22 protein-coding genes and 1 riboswitch are annotated in these 23,358 nt (G+C 67.1%); of the genes, 13 read left to right on the top strand and 9 right to left on the bottom strand.

The window, feature by feature from the left end; translation table 11 throughout:
* Positions 1-24: 24 nt before the first annotated feature.
* Positions 25-1,050, bottom strand: coding sequence for a tRNA dihydrouridine synthase DusB (gene dusB, locus ACN6PJ_RS06490; RefSeq protein ID WP_427995256.1), 1,026 nt, complete (start codon positions 1,048-1,050; stop codon positions 25-27).
* Positions 1,051-1,167: 117 nt separating this feature from the next.
* Entirely contained in the window at positions 1,168-2,337 is a 1,170-nt protein-coding gene (locus ACN6PJ_RS06485; protein WP_427995059.1) for a UbiH/UbiF/VisC/COQ6 family ubiquinone biosynthesis hydroxylase, read from the bottom strand.
* An 80-nt stretch (positions 2,338-2,417) separates the two neighbouring features.
* Between ACN6PJ_RS06485 and ACN6PJ_RS06480 the strand changes: the two genes are divergently transcribed.
* Positions 2,418-2,888, top strand: coding sequence for an NINE protein (locus ACN6PJ_RS06480; RefSeq protein ID WP_427995058.1), 471 nt, complete (start codon positions 2,418-2,420; stop codon positions 2,886-2,888).
* Positions 2,889-2,908: 20 nt separating this feature from the next.
* Here the strand turns inward: ACN6PJ_RS06480 and ACN6PJ_RS06475 are convergent, their stop codons facing one another.
* The gene (locus tag ACN6PJ_RS06475; RefSeq protein WP_427995255.1) at positions 2,909-4,252 is read right to left on the bottom strand and encodes an aminopeptidase P N-terminal domain-containing protein; all 1,344 of its coding nucleotides are present in this window, start codon (positions 4,250-4,252) and stop codon (positions 2,909-2,911) included.
* Between the two features lie 122 nt (positions 4,253-4,374).
* Positions 4,375-4,540: riboswitch (yybP-ykoY riboswitch) on the top strand.
* A 78-nt stretch (positions 4,541-4,618) separates the two neighbouring features.
* Between ACN6PJ_RS06475 and ACN6PJ_RS06470 the strand changes: the two genes are divergently transcribed.
* The 5 genes from ACN6PJ_RS06470 (at position 4,619) to ACN6PJ_RS06450 (ending at position 11,733) form a co-directional block, all read left to right on the top strand.
* Positions 4,619-5,623, top strand: a complete 1,005-nt coding sequence (locus ACN6PJ_RS06470) for a sodium:calcium antiporter (RefSeq protein WP_427995057.1) — start codon at positions 4,619-4,621, stop codon at positions 5,621-5,623.
* A 435-nt stretch (positions 5,624-6,058) separates the two neighbouring features.
* Entirely contained in the window at positions 6,059-6,394 is a 336-nt protein-coding gene (locus ACN6PJ_RS06465) for a hypothetical protein (RefSeq protein ID WP_427995056.1), read from the top strand.
* 422 nt (positions 6,395-6,816) lie between these two features.
* Positions 6,817-9,615 carry a magnesium-translocating P-type ATPase gene (gene mgtA / locus ACN6PJ_RS06460; protein ID WP_427995055.1) on the top strand — a complete coding sequence of 933 codons (2,799 nt, stop codon included), beginning with the start codon at positions 6,817-6,819 and terminating at the stop codon, positions 9,613-9,615.
* Between the two features lie 57 nt (positions 9,616-9,672).
* The gene (locus tag ACN6PJ_RS06455) at positions 9,673-10,776 is read left to right on the top strand and encodes a porin (RefSeq protein WP_427995054.1); all 1,104 of its coding nucleotides are present in this window, start codon (positions 9,673-9,675) and stop codon (positions 10,774-10,776) included.
* A 96-nt stretch (positions 10,777-10,872) separates the two neighbouring features.
* The gene (locus ACN6PJ_RS06450; protein ID WP_427995053.1) at positions 10,873-11,733 is read left to right on the top strand and encodes a cytochrome c oxidase assembly protein; all 861 of its coding nucleotides are present in this window, start codon (positions 10,873-10,875) and stop codon (positions 11,731-11,733) included.
* Between the two features lie 19 nt (positions 11,734-11,752).
* Here the strand turns inward: ACN6PJ_RS06450 and galU are convergent, their stop codons facing one another.
* A complete protein-coding gene (gene galU, locus ACN6PJ_RS06445; RefSeq protein WP_427995052.1) occupies positions 11,753-12,604 on the bottom strand; it encodes a UTP--glucose-1-phosphate uridylyltransferase GalU in 852 nt (283 codons plus the stop codon).
* A gap of 58 nt (positions 12,605-12,662) precedes the next feature.
* On the opposite strand from galU, the gene ACN6PJ_RS06440 reads away from it, so the two are divergent.
* Complete coding sequence (locus ACN6PJ_RS06440; RefSeq protein ID WP_427995051.1) at positions 12,663-14,186, top strand: M48 family metalloprotease; 1,524 nt, start codon at positions 12,663-12,665, stop codon at positions 14,184-14,186.
* Positions 14,187-14,210: 24 nt separating this feature from the next.
* Here the strand turns inward: ACN6PJ_RS06440 and ACN6PJ_RS06435 are convergent, their stop codons facing one another.
* From ACN6PJ_RS06435 to ACN6PJ_RS06420, 4 genes are all read right to left on the bottom strand, one after another.
* On the bottom strand, positions 14,211-15,311 hold the full coding sequence (locus ACN6PJ_RS06435; RefSeq protein ID WP_427995049.1) for a YheT family hydrolase: 1,101 nt from the start codon (positions 15,309-15,311) through the stop codon (positions 14,211-14,213).
* A gap of 17 nt (positions 15,312-15,328) precedes the next feature.
* Positions 15,329-15,751 (bottom strand): YybH family protein, encoded by a 423-nt coding sequence (locus ACN6PJ_RS06430; RefSeq protein WP_043543784.1) that lies wholly within the window; start codon positions 15,749-15,751, stop codon positions 15,329-15,331.
* Between the two features lie 34 nt (positions 15,752-15,785).
* Positions 15,786-16,007: a zinc-finger domain-containing protein gene (locus tag ACN6PJ_RS06425; RefSeq protein ID WP_043543783.1), complete on the bottom strand. Its 222-nt coding sequence runs from the start codon at positions 16,005-16,007 to the stop codon at positions 15,786-15,788.
* A gap of 77 nt (positions 16,008-16,084) precedes the next feature.
* Positions 16,085-17,005 carry a branched-chain amino acid transaminase gene (locus ACN6PJ_RS06420; protein ID WP_427995048.1) on the bottom strand — a complete coding sequence of 307 codons (921 nt, stop codon included), beginning with the start codon at positions 17,003-17,005 and terminating at the stop codon, positions 16,085-16,087.
* A gap of 244 nt (positions 17,006-17,249) precedes the next feature.
* Between ACN6PJ_RS06420 and ACN6PJ_RS06415 the strand changes: the two genes are divergently transcribed.
* The 3 genes from ACN6PJ_RS06415 (at position 17,250) to ACN6PJ_RS06405 (ending at position 20,111) form a co-directional block, all read left to right on the top strand.
* Positions 17,250-17,999: an AzlC family ABC transporter permease gene (locus ACN6PJ_RS06415; RefSeq protein ID WP_427995047.1), complete on the top strand. Its 750-nt coding sequence runs from the start codon at positions 17,250-17,252 to the stop codon at positions 17,997-17,999.
* Complete coding sequence (locus ACN6PJ_RS06410; protein WP_427995046.1) at positions 17,996-18,331, top strand: AzlD domain-containing protein; 336 nt, start codon at positions 17,996-17,998, stop codon at positions 18,329-18,331. Before ACN6PJ_RS06415 ends, ACN6PJ_RS06410 begins: the two co-directional genes overlap by 4 nt.
* 319 nt (positions 18,332-18,650) lie before the next feature.
* On the top strand, positions 18,651-20,111 hold the full coding sequence (locus tag ACN6PJ_RS06405; protein ID WP_427995045.1) for a DEAD/DEAH box helicase: 1,461 nt from the start codon (positions 18,651-18,653) through the stop codon (positions 20,109-20,111).
* A gap of 79 nt (positions 20,112-20,190) precedes the next feature.
* Here the strand turns inward: ACN6PJ_RS06405 and ACN6PJ_RS06400 are convergent, their stop codons facing one another.
* Complete coding sequence (locus ACN6PJ_RS06400; RefSeq protein WP_427995044.1) at positions 20,191-20,574, bottom strand: thioredoxin family protein; 384 nt, start codon at positions 20,572-20,574, stop codon at positions 20,191-20,193.
* Positions 20,575-20,638: 64 nt separating this feature from the next.
* On the opposite strand from ACN6PJ_RS06400, the gene ACN6PJ_RS06395 reads away from it, so the two are divergent.
* The 3 genes from ACN6PJ_RS06395 (at position 20,639) to ACN6PJ_RS06385 (ending at position 23,331) form a co-directional block, all read left to right on the top strand.
* Positions 20,639-21,448: an EI24 domain-containing protein gene (locus ACN6PJ_RS06395; RefSeq protein ID WP_427995254.1), complete on the top strand. Its 810-nt coding sequence runs from the start codon at positions 20,639-20,641 to the stop codon at positions 21,446-21,448.
* Positions 21,449-21,483: 35 nt separating this feature from the next.
* Positions 21,484-22,296: a competence/damage-inducible protein A gene (locus tag ACN6PJ_RS06390; RefSeq protein ID WP_427995043.1), complete on the top strand. Its 813-nt coding sequence runs from the start codon at positions 21,484-21,486 to the stop codon at positions 22,294-22,296.
* Between the two features lie 171 nt (positions 22,297-22,467).
* Entirely contained in the window at positions 22,468-23,331 is an 864-nt protein-coding gene (locus tag ACN6PJ_RS06385) for an IclR family transcriptional regulator (RefSeq protein WP_427995042.1), read from the top strand.
* Positions 23,332-23,358 lie beyond the last annotated feature (27 nt).

The raw sequence follows: 23,358 nt of genomic DNA, 5'->3' as shown, positions 1-23,358 counted from the left end.
ATTTTTATGTTGGTGTTGAGGCGGTCATGCCGCCAGCAGGGCTTCTGCGACCGGCGCCGGATGAGGCTCGCCGTCGCGCGAGATGATGTCGAACCAGTCCGACACGGCCCGCCACTGGTCTCGGGTATTGTCGATCAGATTCATGCGGGCGCAGAACGAATCCGCGCCCGGCAGGCCGTCCAGATACCAGCCGATGTGCTTGCGCGCCGTGCGTACGCCGGTGTGCTCGCCGTAGAACCGGTAATGGTCGTCGAGATGTTCGAGCAGCAGCTCGCGCATTTCCCCGTAAGAGGGAGGGGCCAGTGTTTCGCCCGTGCGCAGGTAGTGGTCGATTTCGCGGAAAATCCAGGGACGGCCTTGGGCCGCCCGGCCGATCATGACCGCATCCGCGCCAGTGTAATCCAGGACGTGCCTGGCCTTTTCAGGAGAATCGATATCCCCGTTGGCGATCACGGGAATGCCCAGCTCGGCCTTGACGGCACGGATGGTGTCATATTCCGCTTCCCCCGTATAGAGGTCAGCGCGGGTGCGGCCGTGCAGCGTCAGGGCGGAAATGCCGGCGTTCTCCGCCATTTTCGCCACGCGCACGGCATTGCGGCTTTCGCGGTCCCAGCCGGTCCGGGTCTTGAGGGTGACCGGCACGCCCAGGGGCGCGCAGGCGGACACCACGGCATCGAGAATGCGGGCGATCAGGTCTTCGTGGCGCAGCAGCGCCGACCCGGAGGCGACGTTGCAGACCTTCTTGACCGGACAACCCATATTGATATCGATGATCCGGGCCCCTTTATTGGCGTTGAAGACCGCGGCCTCGGCCATCATCGCCGGGTCGGCGCCGGCGATCTGCACCGAGATCGGGGCGATCTCCCCGTCGTGGTTCAGGCGGCGGGAGGTCTTGACGCTATCCCACAGCTTCGGATTGCTGGCGGCCATTTCCGACACGGCATAGCCCGCCCCCAGCTTCTTGCAAAGCTGGCGGAAAGGACGGTCCGTCACGCCCGCCATGGGCGCGACAAGAACGTTGTTCGGAAGGGACCACTGGCCTATGCGCATGCTCACATTTTAACCGGCTCGATCGAACCCCCATTTTCGCGCAGCGAACGCCCGGTAACGGAGGAAGGCGAAAACGGACAGATCCCGCCCCTTTCCGGGGCCGGATCGATGGCGAAATCAGGCCCGGAAACCCTGCAACAGATGCTGCGCGAGCGGGGCGCGCAGCGGCGACGCCAGATCCAGCGCCAACAGGGCCAGGCCGCAGGCATGCTCCACGGGCGCCAGGCCGGTGGAGAAGACCCTGGGCATCAGGTCGGTCAGCCCGGCGGTGATCACGCGGTCGACGTGGCGGGCGCTGGCGAACTCGGCCAGCGCCGGGGCCGGGTTGGCATCGGGATGGGCAAGCCAGCCGCCGAGCGTCTGGGCCAGCCGGGCCGCATCGCGCAAGCCCAGGTTCAGCCCCTGGCCGGCGACGGGATGCAGGGTCTGGGCGGCGTTGCCGATCGCCGCCACGCGTCCGTGCACCTGGGCGCGGCGGGCGCTGAGCGCCAGCGGAAAGACATGGCGGGGCGCCTGGCTGGACAGGCGGCCCAGGCGGTCGCCAAAGGCGGCGGACAACGCTTGCGAGAAGGCGGCGTTATCCAGCGCGGCCAGCGCCGCGGCGCGTTCCGGGGCGCTGCACCACACCACCGAATAGGCGTCCGGCGTCTGCGGATGCGGCAGCAGCGCCAGCGGGCCTTCGGTCGTGAAGCGCTCCCAGGCCCAGCCGCGGCGGGGCAGGGAGGCGTGCGCGGTGGTCAGCACCGCGTGCTGGCCGTAATCGCGGCGAACGTCGGCCGCTCCCGCGCCATCGGACTGCACGGCGACCTGGCATAGCAGCGCAGCCTCGCCCTGCTGGATGCGCACCCCGTCGGCGTCCTGGCGGCCGATCTGGGCGGGCGGCCCCGGCAGCACGGTGACGCCGCAGGCGGCCACGCATTCGTCCAGCTTGGCGTGCAAGCCGCAATACGCGACCACGCTGCCCAGCTGGGGCACGCCGAAATCGGTGTTCTGGATCAGGGTGCGGCCCAGCCGGCCGCGTTGCGACACGTGAATATTGCGGATGTCGGCCGAGCGGTCGGGCCAGGCATGCAGCGATTCCAGCAACACGCGGCTGCCGTGGTTCATGGCCAGCACCCGGGGATCGGCGGCGGGCACGGCGGCCGAGGGCGCGGCCGGGACGGGCGCGCTGCCCGCGAGCAGGGCGATGCGGGCCGGGTCCGGCGCCACGCGCGCCAACATCAGGGCCAGCACGCGGCCCACGGGGCCGGCGCCGAGGATCGCAACGTCGAAGGCGGATGAGGTCATCCGCGGATTTTAACCGTCCACTACAATCGCTGGCAGCCGGCGCGTCTTAGCGCCATGGTTCCATTTTCCGGTTGATCGACATGACGCAGGCCCAGGTTCAGGCTACTTCCCCGTTGTCCGCCGCATCCGCCCGTCGCCCGCGCGGCAAGGTCGCCGTGGGGCTGCTGGCCTGTCTGTTCGGCTGGCTGGGCGCTCACTGGTGGTACCTGGGCCGGCGCCATGCCTGGCTGGTCACCGCGCTGGCCGCGGTCTGCGGTTTCTGCGCCTACAGCTTCTATCCGGTCTGGTACGACAATCCCGCCTTCTTCCTGCTGTTCATTCCCATGATCGACGGGTTCATCGAAAGCGCGGTGTTCTCGCTGATGCCGGATGAAAAGTTCGACCGGCTCTACAACGCCGGCCTGGGCCAGCCCACGAAGACAGGATGGGGGCCGGTGCTGGTCGCCATCATGGCCTGCCTGGTCGGCTCCATCGTCTCGATGTTCGCCATCGCCATGGTGGTGGTCTATACCTGGGTCGCCATGGGCTGGCTGGACGGCTACGTCTTCTAGCGCCGGCCCGCGGCCGGCGCCTATTCGCGCATCAGCGCCTCGATCTCGCCCGCCTGCACCGGCACGCCGCGCGTGATGAGCTCGCAGCCCTCGTCGGTGACCAGCGCGTCGTCCTCCGTGCGGATGCCGATGTTCCAGTAGGCCTCGGGCACGTCGTTGGCCGGCCGCACGTAGATGCCGGGTTCTATGGTCAGCATCATTCCGGCCTCCAGCCTGCGCCACGGGCGTTCGGCTCCCTGGGCCGGGCCGGGCTGGCGGTAGTCGCCCACGTCGTGGACGTCCAGGCCCAGCCAGTGCCCGGTGCGATGCATGTAGAACCGGCTGTAGTCGCCGGATTCCAGCACGCCGTCCAGCGACCCCTTCAGCAGCTTCAGATCGAGCATGCCTTGCGCCAGCACGCGCAGCGCGGCCTGGTGGCCTTCATTGAAGCTGCGGCCGGGCGCCGTGGCCTGGGCTGCCGCTTCCTGGGCCGCCACCGTCAGGTCGTACAGCGCGCGCTGCGGGCCGCTGTAGCGGCCGTTGACCGGGAAGGTGCGGGTGATGTCGCTGGCGTAGCTGTCCACTTCGCAGCCGGCGTCGATCAGGACCAGGTCCCCGTCGCGCAGGACGGCCTCGCCGGCCGGGTAGTGCAACACGCAGGCGTTCGCGCCGGCGGCCACGATGCTGTTGTAGGCCACCGACTGCGCGCCGTGCCGCCGGAATTCATAGAGCAGTTCGGCTTCGAGCTCGTATTCGCGCATGCCCGCGCGGCAGACACGCATGGCGCGGACGTGCGCGCCGGCGGAGATCTTGGCGGCGCGGCGCATTGCCGCGATTTCCGAGGCGTCCTTGACCAGCCGCATGTCCGCCAGCAGGGTGCGGAGATCCTGTTGCCTGGCGGGCGGGGCGTGGCCGCCGCGGCTGGCTTCGCGCGCCGCCGCGAGCCAGCGGTGCAGCCTGCCGTCTGCGCGCTTGCCGTTGGCGAGGGGGGCGTACAGGGTGGCGTGGTCCTGCAGCAGCGTGGGCATCAGTTCGTCCAGCGCGTCCACCGGATGGGCATCGTCGAAGCCGAAATGCGCCGCCGCGGCCTCGGGACCGAAGCGCTTGCCCTCCCAGATTTCGTGCTCGACGTTGCGCGGCCGGCAAAAGAGCAGGGACCGGTCGGCGGCGCCGGCGATCAGCACCAGCCAGGCGTCCGGCTCGGTGAAGCCGGTCAGGTAGAAAAAATCGCTGTCGTGCCGGTACGGGTACTCCGCGTCGCGGTTGCGGATGGCTTCCGGCGCGGTCGCCAGGATGGCGATGCCGCCGCCCTCCGCGCGCATCTGGTCCATCAGGCGCTGGCGCCGGGCGGCGAAAGGGGAAATGTCGTCGGGAGGCAGGCTCATGGCGGACAGGGCGCGAACCCCGGCAAAGGTGAGGATGCCGTTTACTTTACCTGCCATCCCCCAAACACGACACCCCGCGCCGCCGCCTCGGGAATTGCTGGACGAACGCGGTCAAGCTGCTACAATCGCGGCTCTGTCATTGGGGAGTAGCCATCCTTTGCCCCCAAAGGAGCTAGCGTCAACAGACTTGGTGGTTCAGCGCTGCGGAGCAGCCGCTAGAACTCCATGGCGCTAGCGGTTTCCATGCTCGGCGGCACGCCCGCCGCATGGATCAGCCAGGCGAGACCTTTGGCCGCATTGCGTTCACCCTAGCCGGGCGAGCCGCGATGTCGCGCCAATGGTTTCTGCTCGTCCGGCTGCGTCTATATGTTGCTCACCCTGTTCCTGTTTTTCCTGTCTGCGGCAGTGATCTATTTCGCCTGCGAGTTCTTCGTGAACGGCGTCGAATGGGTCGGCCATCGCTTTCAGCTGGGCGCCACCGCCACCGGCACCGTGCTTGCCGCCTTCGGCACCGCCTTGCCGGAAAGCGCGGTGACCTTCATGGCCGTGGTCTTCGGCGATACCCCCGAGCAGAAAGACATCGGTGTCGGCGCCGCCATGGGCGGGCCGCTGGTGCTGGCCACGCTCGCCTACGCGGTCGTCGGCCTGGCCCTCTGGCGCGCGCGCCGCGGCCGGCCCAACCAGGCTGCCTGTATCAACGCGGACCAGCGACGGCTGGCCCGCGACCAGGCCTGGTTCCTGGGCATCTTCGTCTTCAAGGTGGGGCTGGGGCTGCTGGCCTTTGCGTGGAAGCCCTGGCTGGGCATCCTGTTCCTGGCGACCTACGGCCTCTACGTCAAGCGCGAGCTCAGCAACGACGAAGAATGCATGGATTGCGAGGACCTGGAACCGCTCAAGCTGCGTCCCCGCGATGAAGACCCGACGCTGTTCTGGGCGATCACGCAGACGGTGCTGGCGCTGGTGGTGATCGCCGGGGCCTCCCACGTGTTCGTGAACCAGATCGAGCTGCTGGGCGTGGCCATGGGCGCTTCGCCCCACGTCGCCGCCCTGCTGCTCGCCCCCGTCGCCACCGAGCTGCCGGAAATCATGAACGCCCTGATCTGGGTGCGGCAGGGCAAGGAGCGGCTGGCGCTGGCCAATATCTCCGGCGCCATGATGATCCAGGCGACCATCCCCAGCGCGCTGGGGATATTCATGACGCCGTGGATGCTGGACGCCCCGCTGTTGATGGCCGGCCTGTTCACCATGCTGTCCATCAGCCTGCTATGGCTGCGCTTCCATCGTTCGGCCATGAGCGTGCCGGCCCTGTCCGCGGTGGGCGGGTTGTACGCGCTGTTTGCCGCCTATCTGGGCTGGCATTTCTACGTCTGAGCGGGCTCGCGGCGCGGGTTCATCCCGCGCCGGCGCTTTTTAGGACTTTTCTGGTGGCAAAGCCTTGTCCATCAGTAAAAACCCGCGTAAACTCTTGCCCGTTATCCATCCCAGGAGCAGTCTTCGTGAATACCGATTCCGGCGAAAGTTGTCGATCTTGCATCGACGCCGCTGTTTGACAGGTCCACGCAGAACTCCGTCTGCCGCAACCTGTTGAGCAGGTTGCGGTCGTATCCCAAGCCCCAGGCTCCGGCCAGGGCAGCCGCGCAAGCCAGCGGCTTGCCGGGAACCTCCCCAACATAAACCGCCAGAACCGCCGCCAGCCGCAGCGACCGCGTTCGCGCACGTTTGTTTGCCGTGCCCGTCCGCCATGCGCCGCGCAGGCGTGCGCGCGTACTCGCGATCACGCTCCCCATTCTCGCAATGGAGGTCGTTATGCGTTTCTTCGACTTGTTCCTGCGCCGCGCCGGCGTGGACCGCGCCGCCGCCCTGAGCCGCCGCCGCGGCACTTCGCGCCTGACGGTCATTTGTCCGCGCGACGAGCTGGGCGCCTTGCGCAAACAGATCTACCTCGATTTCAGCGCTGCCGGCCTGGCCGTTTCGCAGGTCCAGATCGACCAGGGCCAGGACCCGGATATGGCGTCCGCCTGCATCACCGTCAATTGCCCCCCGGAGCTGCGGGCCGAACTGATGTCGCAGGCGCGCCGCCTGAGCGCCAACCCCGCCGTGCGCCGCGTGCATTTCGGCGCGCAAGCCGCGCTGGCTGCCTGAAGCCGCCAGCCGTTACACAGGAGAAATCATGCCTAGTGCCTTAGACCCCGAACCTCGATTGCGCCCAGTGCGCGGCACCTGCATGCCTGTCTGACCCGTCTTCTCGCTGCGAGCCGACGATCGGATAGCCATTCCGGTCCGTACGGAGTCCGCAGCCCAGGATCCCCGGCCTGGCCCACACCGCGTGTGCCGTTGCTGCCGGCCGGATTCTTCCGCTAGCTCCCCTTCCGTTTTCCGCACCCGGCGCATTTTCGACGCGATCCGGACACCGGCAACATCGCCCCGGTGCCTGCGCACGTCCGCTTGCGGCGGACCCGCGGCTTTTCTCGCGTAAAGCCGCGGGCCGCTGCCGGCCGCGCGCGGGCGCTGCGGGCGGGGTCGTCCGTGTCTCCAACAACAACACGAAAAACCGGAGCACTCCAATGTTCAGCTTCCTGAAGTCATTCTTTTCGTCCGCGGCCGGCTTGCGGCGCAGCGGACGCCACTACCGCCGCTCGCCGATGCCGTTGCAGGGGGGCGCGGCCGTAACCGCTTCTTCGGAAGCCGGCCGCCACGCCAACCGGCAGATGCTGGATCTGTCGCGCCTGGACGAAGGCGCCTTGTTCTCCCTGTTCGGCAGCGGCCGGGGCGGGCTGTCCGAAGCCCAGGCCGAGGCCGCGCGCGAGCGCTACGGCGCCAACGAGGTCGACCACGAAAAGCCCTTGTCCTGGCACGCCCACCTCTGGCTGTCCTACCGCAATCCGTTCAACCTCCTGCTGACCGTGCTTGCGGTGCTGTCATGGATCACCGACGTCCGCATGGCCGAGCCGCAAGAGCAGTCCTGGACGGCGGCGCTCATCATCGGATCGATGGTGCTCATCTCCACCGTGCTGCGGTTCGTGCAGGAGCGCCGCTCCAACCGCTCGGCCGAAGCCCTGAAGGCCATGGTGCAGAACACGGCGACCGTCCTGCGCAGCGATGCCGCCGGCTCGGACGGCAATGGCGCCCACCGCTACTATGGCGACACGTTGCATGCCAGCGGTTCGAGGCAGGTCGAGCTCCCCCTGGCCGAACTGGCGCCCGGCGATGTGGTCCTGCTGTCCGCGGGCGACATGATTCCCGCCGATTGCCGCATCCTGGCCGCCAAGGACCTGTTCGTGGCGCAGGCGGCCCTGACCGGCGAATCGCTGCCCGTCGAAAAGCACGCCAGGCAGCGCGTCTCCACCGCCAGCGCGCTCGAGCTGGAGAACATTGCGTTCATGGGAACCAACGTGGTCAGCGGCGCGGGCACGGCCCTGGTGGTGGCGACGGGATCGCGTACCTACTTCGGCCAACTGGCCGGCCGCGTCACCCAGGCCAGCCGCGCGCCCACCCAGTTTCAGCAGGGCATCAACCGCGTCAGCTGGGTGCTGATCCGCTTCATGCTGATCATGGCGCCCATCGTCATGCTGATCAACGGCTTCACCAAGGGAGACTGGCTGGAGGCGCTGCTGTTCGCGCTGGCCATCGCCGTCGGATTGACGCCTGAGATGCTGCCGATGATCGTCACGGCCACGCTGGCCAAGGGCGCTTTGCGCATGTCGCAGCGCAAGGTGGTGGTCAAGCGCCTGGACGCCATCCAGAACCTGGGCGCGATGAACGTGCTGTGCACGGACAAGACCGGCACGCTGACCCAGGACCGCATCGTGCTGGAGCGGCACACCGACGTCTACGGCACGAGCTGCGATGAGGTGCTGGCCTACGCCTATCTCAACAGCCACTATCAGACGGGCCTGAAGAACCTGCTGGACGTGGCGGTGTTGGAACATGCCGACGTGGAGCGCAAACTGAACCTGGCCGCGAAGTACCGCAAGATCGACGAGATTCCGTTCGACTTCTCGCGCCGCCGCATGTCGGTCGTGGTGAACGAAACCGAGAACGGCCGCGACCACCACGAGTTGATCTGCAAGGGCGCGCTCGAGGAAATGCTGTCCGTGTGCACCCGGCTGCGGGTAGGTAACGAAGCGCATCCGCTGACCGAGGCGCGCAGGGCGGACATCCGCCGCGTGACGGCCGAGTTGAACCGCGACGGCCTGCGCGTCATCGCCGTCGGCGTGAAGGAAATGCCGCCCACGCAGGAAGCCTATGGCGTGGCGGACGAGTCCGACCTGGTGCTGATGGGATACATCGCGTTCCTGGATCCTCCCAAGGAATCCACGGGCCCGGCTCTCGCGGCGCTCAAGAATTCGGGCATCGAAGTGAAGGTGCTGACGGGCGACGTGGAGCTGGTCACGCAGAAAGTCTGCCGCGAGGTGGGCTTCGAAATCCGCAAGGTCTACCTGGGCGCCGAGATCGAGGAAATGGACGATCGGCGGCTGGCCGCCGCCGTGCGCGAGGCCAATGTATTCGCGCGCCTGACTCCCGCCCACAAGGAAAGAATCGTGCGCAGCCTGAGGGCGCAGGGCTGCACCGTCGGATTCATGGGCGACGGCATCAACGACGCGCCGGCGCTGCGGGCGGCGGACGTGGGAATTTCCGTGGACTCGGCGGTCGACATCTCGAAGGAGGCCGCCGACATCATCCTGCTCGAAAAGAGCCTGATGGTGCTGGAGGACGGGGTCATCGAAGGCCGCAAGACCTTCTGCAACATGCTCAAGTACCTGAAAATGACGGCCAGCTCGAACTTCGGCAACGTTTTCTCGGTGCTGGTGGCCAGCGCATTCCTGCCTTTCCTGCCCATGCTGCCCATTCATCTGCTGCTGCAGAATCTGATGTACGACATCTCCCAGACAGCGATTCCATTCGACAATGTGGACGAAGAACTGCTGAAGCAGCCCCAGCAATGGGACCCGGCCGGCCTGGGACGCTTCATGGTGTTCTTCGGGCCCATCAGCTCCATTTTCGATATCGCGACCTACGCGCTCATGTGGTATGTCTTCCAGGCGAATGCCCCGGAGCATCAGACGCTGTTCCAGTCGGGATGGTTCGTCGAGGGCCTGCTGTCGCAGACGCTTATCGTGCACATGATCCGCACGCGCAAGATTCCCTTCCTGCAAAGCCGCGCCGCGTGGCCGCTGATGGGGATGACGCTGATGGTCGTGACGCTGGGCCTGTTGCTGCCGTTCTCGCCGCTGGCCGAGTATTTCCAGCTGCAGGCGCTGCCGTGGAGCTACTTCCCGTGGCTGGCGGGCATTCTGTTCGGCTATTGCGTGCTGACGCAGCTGTTGAAGGGGATCTGGGTGCGCCGCTACGGCTGGCAATAAACAGGCCGTGGCGCCCGGCGGCGGGCGGCCTGCCCGCCGCCGAATCGGGAGATATGCATGAAAACCTACTTTTTGGGCGCGCTGGCGGCGGCAGGGCTGCTCCTTCCCCTGGGGGCGCTGGCCGCCGAGGGCGGGCCGGGCGTGCAGTTGTACGGCGTGGTGGATGCCGGATTGGCCGTCACGAATACCTCGGGGCGCGGCAGTCACGCCGGCCTGCTCAATGGCGGGCTCACGGATTCCTTGTGGGGCCTGGCGGGAGCCGAAGACATGGGAGGCGGCTGGCGCACCCGCTTCCAGCTGGAAAGCGGCTTCGATCCGTCCTCGGGCAAGGCGGCGGACGACGACAGCCTGTTCAACTATGCCGCCTGGGTGGGGCTGGGCCATGACGGCTACGGAGAACTGCGGCTGGGCCGGCAGCACACGGTGGGCCAGGTCTACGGCAATGCGCTGGAGATCGCGTCCTGGAAGGAGATGGGCATGGGCGCCACGTTCAAGGCGTCCGACAACTACCAGTTCGACAATCTCGTGAACTACTACTCCCCGGTCTGGCGGGGATTCCAGGCGGGCGTCGGCTATTCCTTCGATGCCGACGGCCAGGACCGCTTCCGCACCGCGGCCAACAACCGCGCGTTCAGCGCGGGCCTGAAGTACGAGGACGGGCCCTTGCTGGCGGTCGCCACCTGGGACCAGCTGCGGCTGGCGGACGCGCCGGCGGGCACTCGCGGGCGGCCGCAGGCCGTCCAGCTCGGGGTGTCCTACGATTTCGAGGTGCTGAAGCTGTCGCTCGCCTGGTCGCGCCAGCGCAACGGCTATGCCGGGCTGGACGGCGGCGATCCGGACGGCCTGGGCCTGAACCTGGGGCCCGCCGCGTTCGCGCGCGGCGGCACGGTCGATGCCTGGCTGGTCGGCGCCAGCGTGCCCGTGGGGCCCGGCGCCGTGCTGCTGCAATGGTCGCTGGCGCATCCGGACTGGCAGTGGGACAACGGCGCGGCGGCGCGCAATGCGCAAGTGATGACGCTGGGCTACACCTACGGTCTGTCCCCGCGCACGACGCTCTACGCCTTTGCCGGCTACGCCTCGAACTACACGCTGGACAACCAGTTCGACCCGGGCCATTCCCATACCACCCGGTTCGGCACGGGCATTTCGCACCGTTTCTGAACGCCGGGACGGTCCGGCCGGGGTCTACTACAATCGACGGGACGTGGAGCCGGGCTCCGGTCCTCGTCTTCCCCCGAAGTTCTCCGGACGGTTTGCATGGATAGTCTCGAATGGCTCGTACCCTGGGAGTTTTCTCCCATGCTGGTGGCCTCCTTCCTGGTGGCCATCGTGCTGTTCGTGCGCGGCCAGCGGGCGCATCGCGTCACCGCTGCCCGCAAAGCGCTGTTCTGGGCCGGCATGGTGCTGCTGTACCTGTCGATGCATACCCGGCTGGACTACTACGCCGAACGCATGTTCTTCATCCACCGCATCCAGCACCTGGTCCTGCATCACCTGGGGCCCCTGCTGGTGATGGCGGCCTTCCCGGGGCAGGTCATGCGGGCCGGTCTGCCCATGGCGTGGCGCATCAGGCTGCGCGATTTCCTGCGCACCGGCACGGGCCGCGCCACGGTGGCGGTGCTGACCAACAAGATCTTCGTGCCGTCGCTGTTCGTCTTCCTGGTGCTGGTCTGGCTGATTCCCTCGGTGCAGTTCTATTCCATGCTCGACTGGCGCCTCTACCGCCTGATGAACTGGTCGGTGGTGATCAGCGGCTTCATGTACTGGAACCTGATCCTGGACCGCCGGCCCGCGCCGCCCGCGGCCATGACGCCCGGTGGCCGGGTCATTTCGCCCGTGCTGACGATGCTGCCGCAAATGGTGGTGGGGGCGGTCATCGCCTTCACCGAAAGCGATATCTACCCCTTGTTCGAACTGTGCGGCCGCGCCATTGCGATGTCGGCCCAGACCGACCAGACCATCGGCGGGCTGACCATGTGGATTCCGGCGGCGCTGGTGGAGGTGATCGGCTTGATGGTGGCCCTGGGGACCCTGATGCGGCTGTCGGCCAGGGGGCGCCTGCGCAAGGAGGACCGCGACGCGCAGGCCCGCGCCAAGGCCCGCGCGGTGTCGGCCTAGGCGCGCTCCGCGCCCGCGCTCATTCCGGCTCCAGGCCGTGGTACTTCTTGCCCAGCGCCACGGTGGCCTGGAACATGCCGGCCTTGCTGCCGCAGTCGTAGCGCACGCCTTCGTAGCGGTGCGCGAACACCGCGCGCTCCCGCATCATCGAGGCGATGCCGTCCGTCAGCTGGATCTCGTTGCCGGCTCCCATCTTGGTCGAACGCAGGTGGTCGAAGATGGCGGCCTCCAGCACGTACCGGCCCACCACCGCGAGCGTCGAGGGCGCGGCTTCGGGATCGGGCTTTTCAACGATATGGGTGACGCGTTCGGTGCGCCGGTCCGAGCGGGCTTCTCCTTCGCGCGTGGCCACGATCCCGTACTTGCGGGTATCGGCCCGGGGCACGTCCTGCACGCCCAGCACGCTGGCGTTCTGTTCGACGGCCACGTCCACCAGTTGCTTCAATGCGGGCGTGTCGGAGTCGATCAGGTCGTCGGCGAGCAGCACCGCGAAGGGCTCGTCGCCCACAGCCGGCGCGGCCGACAGCACGGCATGGCCCAGCCCCAGGGGGGCCGATTGGCGGATATAGAGGCAGTTGACGTGCGCGGGTAGAATGCCCCGCACCATTGCCAGGAGCTCGTGCTTGCCCTTGCTTTCCAGGTCGGATTCCAGCTCGGGAGCGGAGTCGAAATGATCTTCGATGGCGCGTTTGTTGCGCCCTGTCACGAAAATGAGGTCGGTGATGCCGGCGGCGACGGCTTCTTCGACGGCATATTGGATCAGCGGTTTGTCGACCACTGGCAGCATTTCCTTGGGCATCGCCTTGGTGGCGGGAAGGAAGCGCGTGCCCATGCCGGCGACAGGGAAAACGGCTTTACGGACGGGACGCATTGAGACCTCGTTGGGGGGTATCGATGAAACATTTTAAGCTCATCGCTATCATAGGCTTATGAACCGCAGGAAAATGCCATCCATTTGCTCGATTGCGAAACGGGGCGCAATCGTCGGTCTGTCCGTCGCGCTGGCCGTGCCCGGCCTTCCGGTCGCCGCCTGGGCGCAGCCGGTCGGTCTGCCCTCCATGGGCGCCGCCTCCGCGACCGAACTGTCCCCCATGCTGGAGCGCAGCCTGGGGCAGGCCATCATGGCGCAGGGCCGGCGCGATCCCACCTATATCGACGATCCCGAGCTCAGCCAGTACCTCACCGCGATGGGCCGCAAGCTGGCGTCCTACGCCCCCGGGGGCGTGCCCGACGTCGAGATGTTCGGCGTGCGCGATCCCGAGATCAACGCTTTCGCCATGCCCGGCGGGTACATCGGCGTCAATACCGGCCTGATCGTATCCTCCTCCAGCGAGTCGGAGCTGGCGGCGGTGCTGGCGCACGAAATCGGCCACGTCGTGCAGCGCCACATCGCGCGCGGCATGACGCAGCAGAACCAGAACGGCATGCTGATGCTGGCCAGCCTGGCCGGCGCGCTGCTGGCGGCCCTGGCCGGCGGCGGCGGCAACCTGGCGGTGGGGGTGGCGGCCTTCGGCCAGGCCGCGGCCATCAACCGCCAGCTGGGTTTTTCGCGCGACGCCGAACGCGAGGCCGACCGCGCCGGTTTCCAGATGCTTACCAAGGCAGGCTACGACGCCCAGGGCATGTCGCAGATGTTCGCGCGCCTGATGAACGCATCGCGCCTGAACGAAGGCGCGGGCGGGGGTTCCTGGGCCAGCACTCACCCGCTGTCCATCGAGCGCATGTCCGATGTGCAGAACCGCGTGCGCGGCCTGCCGGCGTCCCGCCACGTGGACAGCGATGATTTCTGGTACTTGCGCGCCAAGATGCGCGTGGTGCAGGGGCGCGACGCCGTCAGCCTGCGCTCGGCGGGGCAGCAATTGCAGGACGAGGTGCAGGCGCTGTCCGGCGTGCGCCGGTCCGCCGCATATTACGGCCTGGCGCTGCAGGCCTTCCAGCGCAACAACCTGGCCGAGGCCGAGCGCAACCTTGCCCTGGCCTCCGCGGATGGCCGCAATTCATCGCAGCTGGCGAAACTCGGCGTGGACATCGCGCTGGCGCGCAAGGAATATCCGAAGGCGCTGGAGCTGTCCCAGGCCGCCATCAAGCGCTGGCCCGACCAGCGGGCCCTGGGCATTGCCTACGCCCAGGCGCTGCAGAGCGTCGGCCGCCATACGGACGCGCAGGAGTATCTGCGGGCCAAGATCAAGCAGTGGGGCAACGACGAACCCAGCCTGTACCAGATGCTGGCGCAAAGCGAGGAGCGCAACGGCAAGCCCGTGGCCGCGCGCCGGGACCTGGCGCGCTTCTATGTGATGACCGGGGCCTTCGCGGCAGCCGAATCGCAGTTGCAGCAGGCGCGCGGCATGTCCACCGATTTCTACGAGCAGTCGCAGATCGACGTGCAGATCAAGGAAGTGAAGGACAAGCTGGCCGAAGAGCGCCAGCTGCTGGAGCGCTTCAAGTCGGGTTGAGGCGGGCGGGGCGCCCGGCCAGCCCTATAGCCCCGTCTCGAAGAAGCGTCCCAGGCGCTGCGGCAGCCAGTTCAGGTGGGCGGGGAAGCTGCCGGTGGGAAAGCCCGCGTGCCCTCCGTCCGTCGGCTGATGCAGCAGGATGGACGGCGAACAATCCTCGGTGCCGGGCAGCGAGGCCGCCGGAATGAAGGGATCGTTGCGCGCGTTGAGCACCAGCGTGGGCACGGAAATCCTGGAGAGCCATGGCTTGCTGGAAGCGCGCGTCCAGTAGTCCAGGGCATTCCGGAAACCATGCATGGGCGCCGTATAGGTATCGTCGAATTCGCGCAGGTCATGCGCGTGCGCGATGCGCATGACGTCGACGGCGCCCGGGAAGCGGTGCGCCTTTTCCAGCACTTTGTGCTTGAGCGTCTTCAGGAAGTGGGCGGTATACACCCGGCGGTTGAAGAGGCCGGTGGACAGGGTCTTGCCGCAAGCCACCAGGTCCAGCGGCGCGGAGACGCCCGCGCAGGCGGTCAGCCAGCGCGTGTCTTCCTGGTGTTCTCCCAGGTATTTCAGCAGCGCGTTGCCGCCCAGCGATACGCCCACCGCGTGCCAGCGCGCGTGCGGGATGCGCTGGCGGACGGTTTCCAGCATGAAGCCGACCTCGGCCGAGTCGCCGGAGTAATAGGCCCGGGCCAGGCGGTTGGGCACGCCCGAGCAGCCGCGGAAATGCGCGATCACCACGATCCAGCCGCGCGCCCGGAAATGGTGCGCGATGGACTGTGCATAGCGGCTGTTGCTGCCGCCTTCCAGGCCGTGGAACAGGATGAGCGCGGGCGTGTCGGGATTGTGCGGCAGGGATTTCCAGTCCGCCTCCGTCATCCACCGCGCCGCGGCGGTCTTGCCATTGGCGACGGGGCGCTGCCCGCTGACGGGCGCGCCATCGGCCGCCTTGTGCGGAAACAGCCCCGGTCCGGTCCAGTCGAAGTCGACGAAGTCGGTGTCGGGCGTGTCCACCCGTTCGCGCACGAACGCGATGCGGTGATACTGCGCGAACAGAGCGGCGTAAACCGTCTGGCTGTCGCCTCCGGGCAACCAGGAGGGAACGGGGCAGGGCGTTGTGTCAAGACGAGCAGCAGCCAACGAGGAATCCACCCGGTTCAGTGCAACATGTCGGGCACGTCGTGCAAGTCGAGCACCCCGGCTTCCGTGGGCGCCGGCGAGGCATGGTGCATGACCATGCGCCAGCCGGTAGGGCCCTTGTGGTAGATGTTCGTGGCGTAGCAATTGGCGAATTGCGTGCCTTCCCGCGTGCGCACCGCCACCTGTTCGACCAGCACGTGCACCGCGCACATCATGCTCAGCATGACCAGCGGGCGCAACGGGCGGATGTGCAGGGGGCCGTTGGCCAGCACCTGCTGCCAGGATTCCTGCACCGCCGAGTGGCCGACGATGCGCAGGCCGCCCGGATGGATGCAGACGACTTCCTCGTCGTCGGCCCAGACTTGCATCAGGCGGATGCTGTCCGCCTGCTCAAGGGCTTCGTAGAACGCGTGTTCTGCTTCTTCGGGCGTGGCGAACATAGGTGCGGAACGGGTGTGCGTTATGGGGCGGTGCTCAGTGCCCGTGGCCGTGCAGCACCGTGCCGGCCTTGAGGCGGTATTCGGCGCCGCAGTAGGCGCAGCTGGCGGAGCCGGTGCGCGCCACGTCCAGGAAGACGCGGGGGTGCATGCTCCAGAGCGGAGCCTTGGGGCCGGGACAGAAGACGGGAAGGTCTTCCGCGCCGACTTCGATGACTTCGTGGGAGTGGGGGACGGCGGCCGGGGCAGCAGCGGTCATGGATATTCCTGAAAAAAAACCGGTAATCGGCAGGTTGGGGCAATGGCGCGGCCTGGTTGCGGACCGGGCCGCTCGGATCAGACTTTGCTCAGCCAGTGATGGTACTTCGGGTTGCGGCCATTCACCACGTCAAAAAACGCTTTCTGCAATTGCTCGGTGATCGGGCCGCGCCGGCCGGAGCCGATCTGGCGGTTGTCCACTTCGCGGATGGGCGTTACTTCGGCGGCGGTGCCGGTGAAAAAAGCCTCGTCGGCAATGTAGACGTCGTCGCGGGTCAGGCGCTTGGTCAGCACGCGCAGGCCGAGGTCGGCGGCCAACGCGTGGATGGTGCTGCGGGTGATGCCGGTCAGGGCGGAGGCGATCTCGGGTTCGCAGAGCACGCCGTCCTTCACGATGAAGAGGTTCTCGCCCGAACCCTCCGCCACGAAACCCTCGGTGTCCAGCAACAGGGCTTCGTCGTAGCCGTCCTGCAGGGCCTCCGTATTGGCCAGGATGGAGTTGGCGTAGGTGGTGGCCACCTTGGCGCGCGGCATGGTGACGTTCACGTGCTGGCGCGCGAAGGACGATACCTTGACCCGGATGCCCTGGGACAGGGCCTCTTCGCCCAGGTAGGCGCCCCAGGGCCAGGCGGCGATGGCGACGTGCACCCGGGCGCCCTTGGGCGACACGCCCATTTTTTCGGGGCCGTAGAACACCAGCGGGCGCAGGTAGCCCGATTCCAGCTGGTTCTCGCGCACGACGGCCTTCTGGGCCTCGTTGATCGTCTCGCGATCGAACGGCATGGGAATCTGGTAGATGTGCGCCGAGTTGAACAGGCGCTTGGTGTGGTCTTCGAGGCGGAAGATGGCGGTGCCGATCTCGGAGCGGTAGGCGCGCACGCCCTCGAATACCGACAGGCCGTAATGCAGGGAGTGTGTCAGGACGTGCGTGGTCGCGTCTCGCCACGGGACGAGCTTGCCGTCATACCAGATGAAACCGTCGCGATCAGCCATCGACATGGTGTTCTCCCATATGGAGCTTGCGCTGCCCGCGGCGCGGCAATCGCCGCATGCCCGGCCCGCAAGGCTCAAGAATCCAGAGGCGCATATTGTATCAAGCAGCGAGGTTACAATACGCGCCTATTCGCGCCCCGGCGCGGCCGTCCGGGCCGCGCATTGTGCTTCCGGCGGGCGAACGGGTTGTCGTGCGTTCCTTTCCTTAGAGTTTCCATGTCGTCCTGTCCGAATCGCCAGGGGCCAGCCGTTGTCCTCTGAATCCGCGCTTCCCGATACCCAAGATCCGGCCGTGGTCCGACGGGAGCGTGCCACCGCTTTCCGCGCCGGCGTCCACGCCATCGTGCCCGCCCTGATCGCCACGGCGACCTGGGGCCTCGTCACCGGGGTGGCCATGGTCAAGTCGGGCCTGACCGAATCCATGGCGCTGGCGATGACCCTGCTCCTGTACGCGGGTTCCGCCCAACTGACGTCCCTGCCGCTCATCGCCGCGGGGGCGCCGCTATGGCTGATCTTCGCGGCGGGCTGCGTCGTGAATCTGCGGTTCCTGATCTTCGGCGCGGCGCTGCAGCCTTATTTCCGCCACATGTCCTGGCCCAAGCGGCTCGGGCTGGGTTATTTCACTACCGATATGGGCTTCGTGCTGTTCATGCCGCGCTACGGCGATGCGGCCGAGCGCGGCACGCGCGAACAGCTGTGGTTCTTCCTGGGGACGATCGCGCCGGGCTGGTTCGTCTGGCAAACGTCCTCCATCGTCGGCATCTACCTGGGGGCGATGGTGCCTACGGACTGGTCCCTGGATTTCGCCGCGGTGCTGGCGCTCCTGGCGATCACGGTGCCGCTGGCCAACTCCAAGCCCATGCTGATTTCCATGCTGGCCGCCGGTGTGGTGGCCTGGACCGGGCAGGTCCTGCCCCTGCGCCTGGGCCTGGCGGCCGCCGTCGTGGCCGGCGTCGTCGCGGGCATCGTGGCAGAACGCTACTTCAAGGGCCGCGCATGAGCCTCTGGCCCTCCGAAATCTACGTTTATTCCGCCATCCTGCTGCTGGCGCTGTGCAGCGTGCTGACGCGCGCCGGCTTCATGCTGTTCGGCGACTACATTCCCTTGCCGGACGGGGTGCGGCGGGCGCTACGCTACGCGCCCGCCGCCGCCCTGACCGCCATCCTGGTGCCCGACCTGCTGCCCTGGAAGGCCGGGCTGGGCCCCGTGTTCGACTACAAGCTGGTGGCCGGCGTGCTGGCCGTCCTGGTATTCCTGCGCACCCGCAGCGCGGTCCTGGTGATCGTCGTGGGCATGCTGGCCTTGTGGGGGCTGCGCTGGCTGGCGGGCTGAGGGCCCATCTGGAATGTCCATGGAGTGGACGCTTTCGGTATGCCTGACGGGCGCTTATGGCGTGCCGCCAGGGGGCCTCGTAACGCCTTTCGACGGCCGGTTTGACCGTGTGGCAATGAGGCTGCGCTAAAATCAGGTTATCCACAGCAATCCGGGCCTGGTACTGCCCTCATAAGTATCGAATCCAGAATGCGCGATCTGGCCTGCACGGCAGGACGCAGTTGCGCGTGTTCCGATTGTCCCGATGCATATGTAGTGCGGTGCATGCAGCACTCTCGTTTTGTTCTTTTTCATTGGTCCCGGTATCTGCCTAACCCTGATGACTGAATCCACCCAACCCGTAGCACCCGCCGCTGAAGCGCCCGCGCCGACGTTCGCCGATTTCGGGCTGCACCCCCTGCTGTTGCAGTCCATCGCCGAAACCGGCTACACCACTCCCACGCCCATCCAGGCCCAGGCCATCCCCGTCGTGGTGGAAGGCCGCGACGTCATGGGCGCCGCGCAAACCGGCACCGGCAAGACGGCGGCCTTCACGCTGCCCATCCTGCACCGCCTGATGCCGCTGGCCAACACCAGCGCATCGCCCGCTCGCCATCCGGTGCGCGCGCTGATCCTCACGCCCACGCGCGAACTCGCGGACCAGGTGTACGAAAGCGTCAAGCGCTACAGCAAGCAGACGCCGCTGCGTTCCGCGGTGGTGTTCGGCGGCGTGGATATCGGCCCGCAAAAGGACGCGCTGCGCCGCGGTTGCGAAGTGTTGGTGGCCACGCCGGGCCGCCTGCTCGACCACGTCGAGCAGAAGACGGTGAGTCTGAGCCAGGTAGGCATCCTGGTGCTCGACGAAGCGGACCGCATGTTGGACATGGGCTTCCTGCCCGACCTGGAGCGCATCATCCGCCTGCTGCCCGCGCAGCGCCAGGGCCTGCTGTTCTCCGCCACGTTCAGCAACGAAATCCGCAAGCTCGGCCGTTCGTACCTGAATCACCCCGTCGAAATCGAAGTCGCCGCGCGCAACGCCACCGCCGCGACGATCACGCAGATCGCGTACAAGATGCCGAGCGACGCCAAGCGCGCCGCCGTCGTGCATCTGGTGAAGTCGCGCGGCCTGAACCAGGTCATCGTGTTCTCCAACACGAAGATCGGCACGGCGCGCCTGGCCCGTGAGCTGGAGCGCGACGGCGTCAAGGCCGAATCGATCCACGGCGACAAGACCCAGGCCGACCGCATGAAGGCGCTGGAAGCCTTCAAGGCGGGCGAACTCGAAGTGCTGGTGGCCACCGACGTGGCCGCCCGCGGCCTGGATGTGGCCGGCGTGCCCTGCGTCATCAATTACGACCTGCCGTACAACGCCGAGGACTACGTGCACCGCATCGGCCGCACGGGCCGCGCGGGCGCGTCCGGCGAGGCCATCGCCCTGTTCACGCCCGACGAAGAGCGCTTCCTGCTCGATATCGAAAAACTCATCAAGCGCGAAGTGCCGCGGGGCACCCTGGATGTTCCGGCCGACCTGGTCGCGCGCAGCCATCGCCGCAGCGACGACCGCCGCGGCGGTTCGTCGTCGCCGCGCGAGGGCCGGGGCGATCGCGGCCGTTCGGCCGACCGCCGGTCCGGCTATTCCTCCAGCGCGCCGCGTCAGCCCGTGGACGACTTCTTCCTGAAGCCCTACGAGCCCTCGGCCCCGTCCACGCAGGCCGAAACGCCCGCGCCCAAGACCAACGGCGGATCCTCCGCGCCGAAGCGGCAGATCGCCGTGCTGCTGGGCGGCAGCCGCAAGCCCTGAGGCCCGGCGCCCGGCAAATAAAAACCCGCAAGACTTTCAGGCCCTGCGGGTTTTTTCTTGGGGAGGGCGAAGGGGCTGGTCAGGAGGCCAGCAGCCGGGGCAGGTCCGGCAATGCCGTGGCGACGGCGGCGCTATGTTCGTCCAGGCTTTCCAGCAAGCGCTCGAGGTGGCCGATGTGCGGCAGCATCGGCCCGTAGAACACCACGCGCGGGCCGATCTGCACCAACAGGGTGGGGAAGTTCTCGACGTCTTCTTCGCCCAGCAATTCGGCATGGTCTTCGATGTCGATCCATGCGAAGACATGCTGCGGCATGGCCTCGGCCAGCGCCTGCAGCTTGGGCTTGTATTGTTCGCAGGTATCGCACCAGGCCGCGCAGAAGCATGCGACCAGCCAGGTGTCGGGCGATGAGCCCAGGCGCGCGCGCAGCGCGGCTTGGTCGGTATCGGGTACGAGTAGAGACATGTGGGCAGATCAGGGCGTGTTTGACTATCATACCCGGGATGTCCACCCCCTCATTTCCGCCGTCATGACCGTTTTGCGCACCGATTCCGCCACGCCCGAGCAGGACCGAATCTCCCGAGCCGGCGCCGGCGCGGCCAACGTGGGGCAGGCGTTCAAGCGCGCGCTGGTATCGCAATGCCATCCGACGATGCTGTTCGCGGTGCTGCTGCCTTTCCTGATCGCGCTGGTGGGCTGCCTGCTGCTCCTGTACCTGTTCTGGACGCCGCTGAACGAATGGCTGGCGGCCGAAGCCGCGCGCTGGGATTTCGTCAATCGGGCCGAGGACTGGATGCTCGCGGTGGGCCTGTTTTCGCTCAAGGTCTACCTGATCCCCATCATCGCGGCGGCCATCCTGCTGCCGGTGTCCGGCATCCTGGGGCTGGCGATCGCCGCCGTCTTCGTCATGCCGCTGGTGCTGCGCCACGTGGGCCAGCGCGAATACGCCACCGTGACCCGGCAGGGCAAGTACTCGACCGCGGTCAGCGTCTGGAACGCCGTCTGGGTGTCCCTGGCGTTCGCGGCGGGGTGGGTGCTGACGCTGCCGCTATGGCTCGTGCCGCCCATGGCCGTGGTGCTGTCGATCTTCTGGTGGGCGTTCGCGTTCTCGCGCATGATGCGGGTGGACGCCATCGTGGAGCACGCCAGCCCTGCCGAGCGCAAGCTCATCCTGGAGCGGAACAATGGCGGTTTCTGGACCATCGGCCTGATCTGTTCGCTATTGAACCTGTTGCCGCCCGCATGGGTCATCCTGCCTGTATTCTCTGCGCTGGTCTACGCGCACTACGGGCTGGAAGCGCTCAAGCGCCTGCGCGACGAGCGCGTCATCGACGTCTGACCGGACGTTTCCCCTCTCACCTTATGGAATCGGACATGGCTGCAGAATCCGCCCGCCGCATCGGCCTCATCATCGTCGGGGATGAAATCCTGTCGGGCCGCCGTCAGGACAAGCATTTTTCCAAAGTGGTCGAGCTCCTGGGCGCGCGCGGCATGCAACTCGGCTGGGCCGAAATCCTGCCCGACGACCGCGACACGCTGGTGGCCGCCTACAAGCGCAGTTTCGCCTCGGGCGACGTGGTGTTCTCCTGCGGGGGCATCGGCGGCACGCCGGACGACCACACGCGGCAGGCGGCCGCGGCAGCCCTGGACCTGCCGCTGGCGCTGCATCCCGAGGCCGAACAGGCGATCGCGCAACGCGCAGCCGAGATGGCGGCCAAGGGGCAGGGCACGGCCGACATGAGCACGCCCGAGAACCAGCAGCGCCTGCAGATGGGCGTGTTCCCGGAAGGGTGCGAGATCGTGCCGAACCCCTACAACCGGATTCCCGGCTTCTTCATCCGCGACCACACTTTCGTGCCCGGATTTCCGGTCATGGCGTGGCCGATGCTGGAGTGGACGCTGGACACTCGCTATCGTGCGCTGCAGCATGTGCAGGTCCACGCGGAGCATTCATTCCTGGTTTTCAGCATGCCTGAATCGCGGATCACACCCGCCATGGTCAGCGTGGAAACCCGCTGGCCCGGCGTGCGCGCCTTCAGTCTGCCCAGCGTCGGCGAGGAGGGCGGCACGCCCCATATCGAGCTGGGCGTAAAGGGCGAACCCGAGGGAGCGGCCGCCGCCCTGGAGTTCCTGCGAGCGGAGGTTCTGCGCCTGGGAGGGAAGCTCGCGGCGCCGTCCGGAACCTGATACCGAGCTGAATAAATAGGGGGCGACCCCTTTTTATTCGCAAAAAACCGGTTGCCAAACGGTCTCGTAAATTTCACAATACGGGAAAGAACTGTTTGCTGCGTCGCCGCAAGGCCGGTTTTTTTCGGTGGAACGGCGCTCGTGTCAGCAGACCCTAGCTCATCACTTCCCATGGCCCGCCTCCCGACCTCCCGCAATCCCCTGGACGCCGAAACCGAAGGCGCTTCAGCCCATCCCATCGCCATCCAGGTGATCGAACGCGCCATGCGGCTGCTCGACGCCCTGGCCGCGCAGCCGGATCCCGTGACGCTCAAGGAACTGTCCGCCACCACGGGCCTGCATGCGTCCACGGCGCACCGCATCCTGAACGACCTGGTCGTGGGCCGCTACGTCGAGCGCGTCGACAATGGCCTGTACCAGCTGGGCATGCGCCTGCTGGAACTCGGTTCGCTGGTGAAAGGGCGGCTGAACGTGCGCGAGGCGGCCATTTCCGCCATGCGTTCGCTGCACAAGCTGACCGGGCAGACCATCAACCTGTCGGTGCAGCAGGGCGACGAGATCGTTTATATCGACCGGGCCTGGAGCGAGCGTTCCGGCATGCAGGTGGTGCGCGCCATCGGCGGCCGCGCGCCCCTGCACCTGACGTCCACCGGCAAGCTCTTCCTGTCCACCGGCGACGCCCGGCAGGTCAGGGCCTATGCCCTGCGCACCGGCCTGGCGGGGCACACGCGCAACAGCCTGACCGACCTGGATCGCCTGGAACGCGAGCTGGCGCTGGTGCGCCGGCATGGTTACGCGCGGGACAACGAGGAGCTCGAACTCGGCGTGCGTTGCATCGCTGCGGGCATTTTCGACGATACCGGCAAGCTGGTCGCGGGCCTGTCCATCTCGGCCCCCGCGGAACGCCTGCAGGACGAATGGATCAAGGCGCTGGTCGACACCGCGGCCAGCATCTCGGAAGCGCTGGGCTACGAGCCCTCCGTGTCCACGGGTTTCAATGGCCTGGGCATGGCGGCCGAGGCCCTGCGGCCATGAACGCCGCCCAAAAGAAAAGCCCCGCCA

The sequence above is a fragment of the Achromobacter sp. genome (assembly GCF_050285585.1).
GTDB lineage: Bacteria > Pseudomonadota > Gammaproteobacteria > Burkholderiales > Burkholderiaceae_B > Achromobacter.
This window is presented reverse-complemented; position numbering and strand designations above follow the sequence as displayed.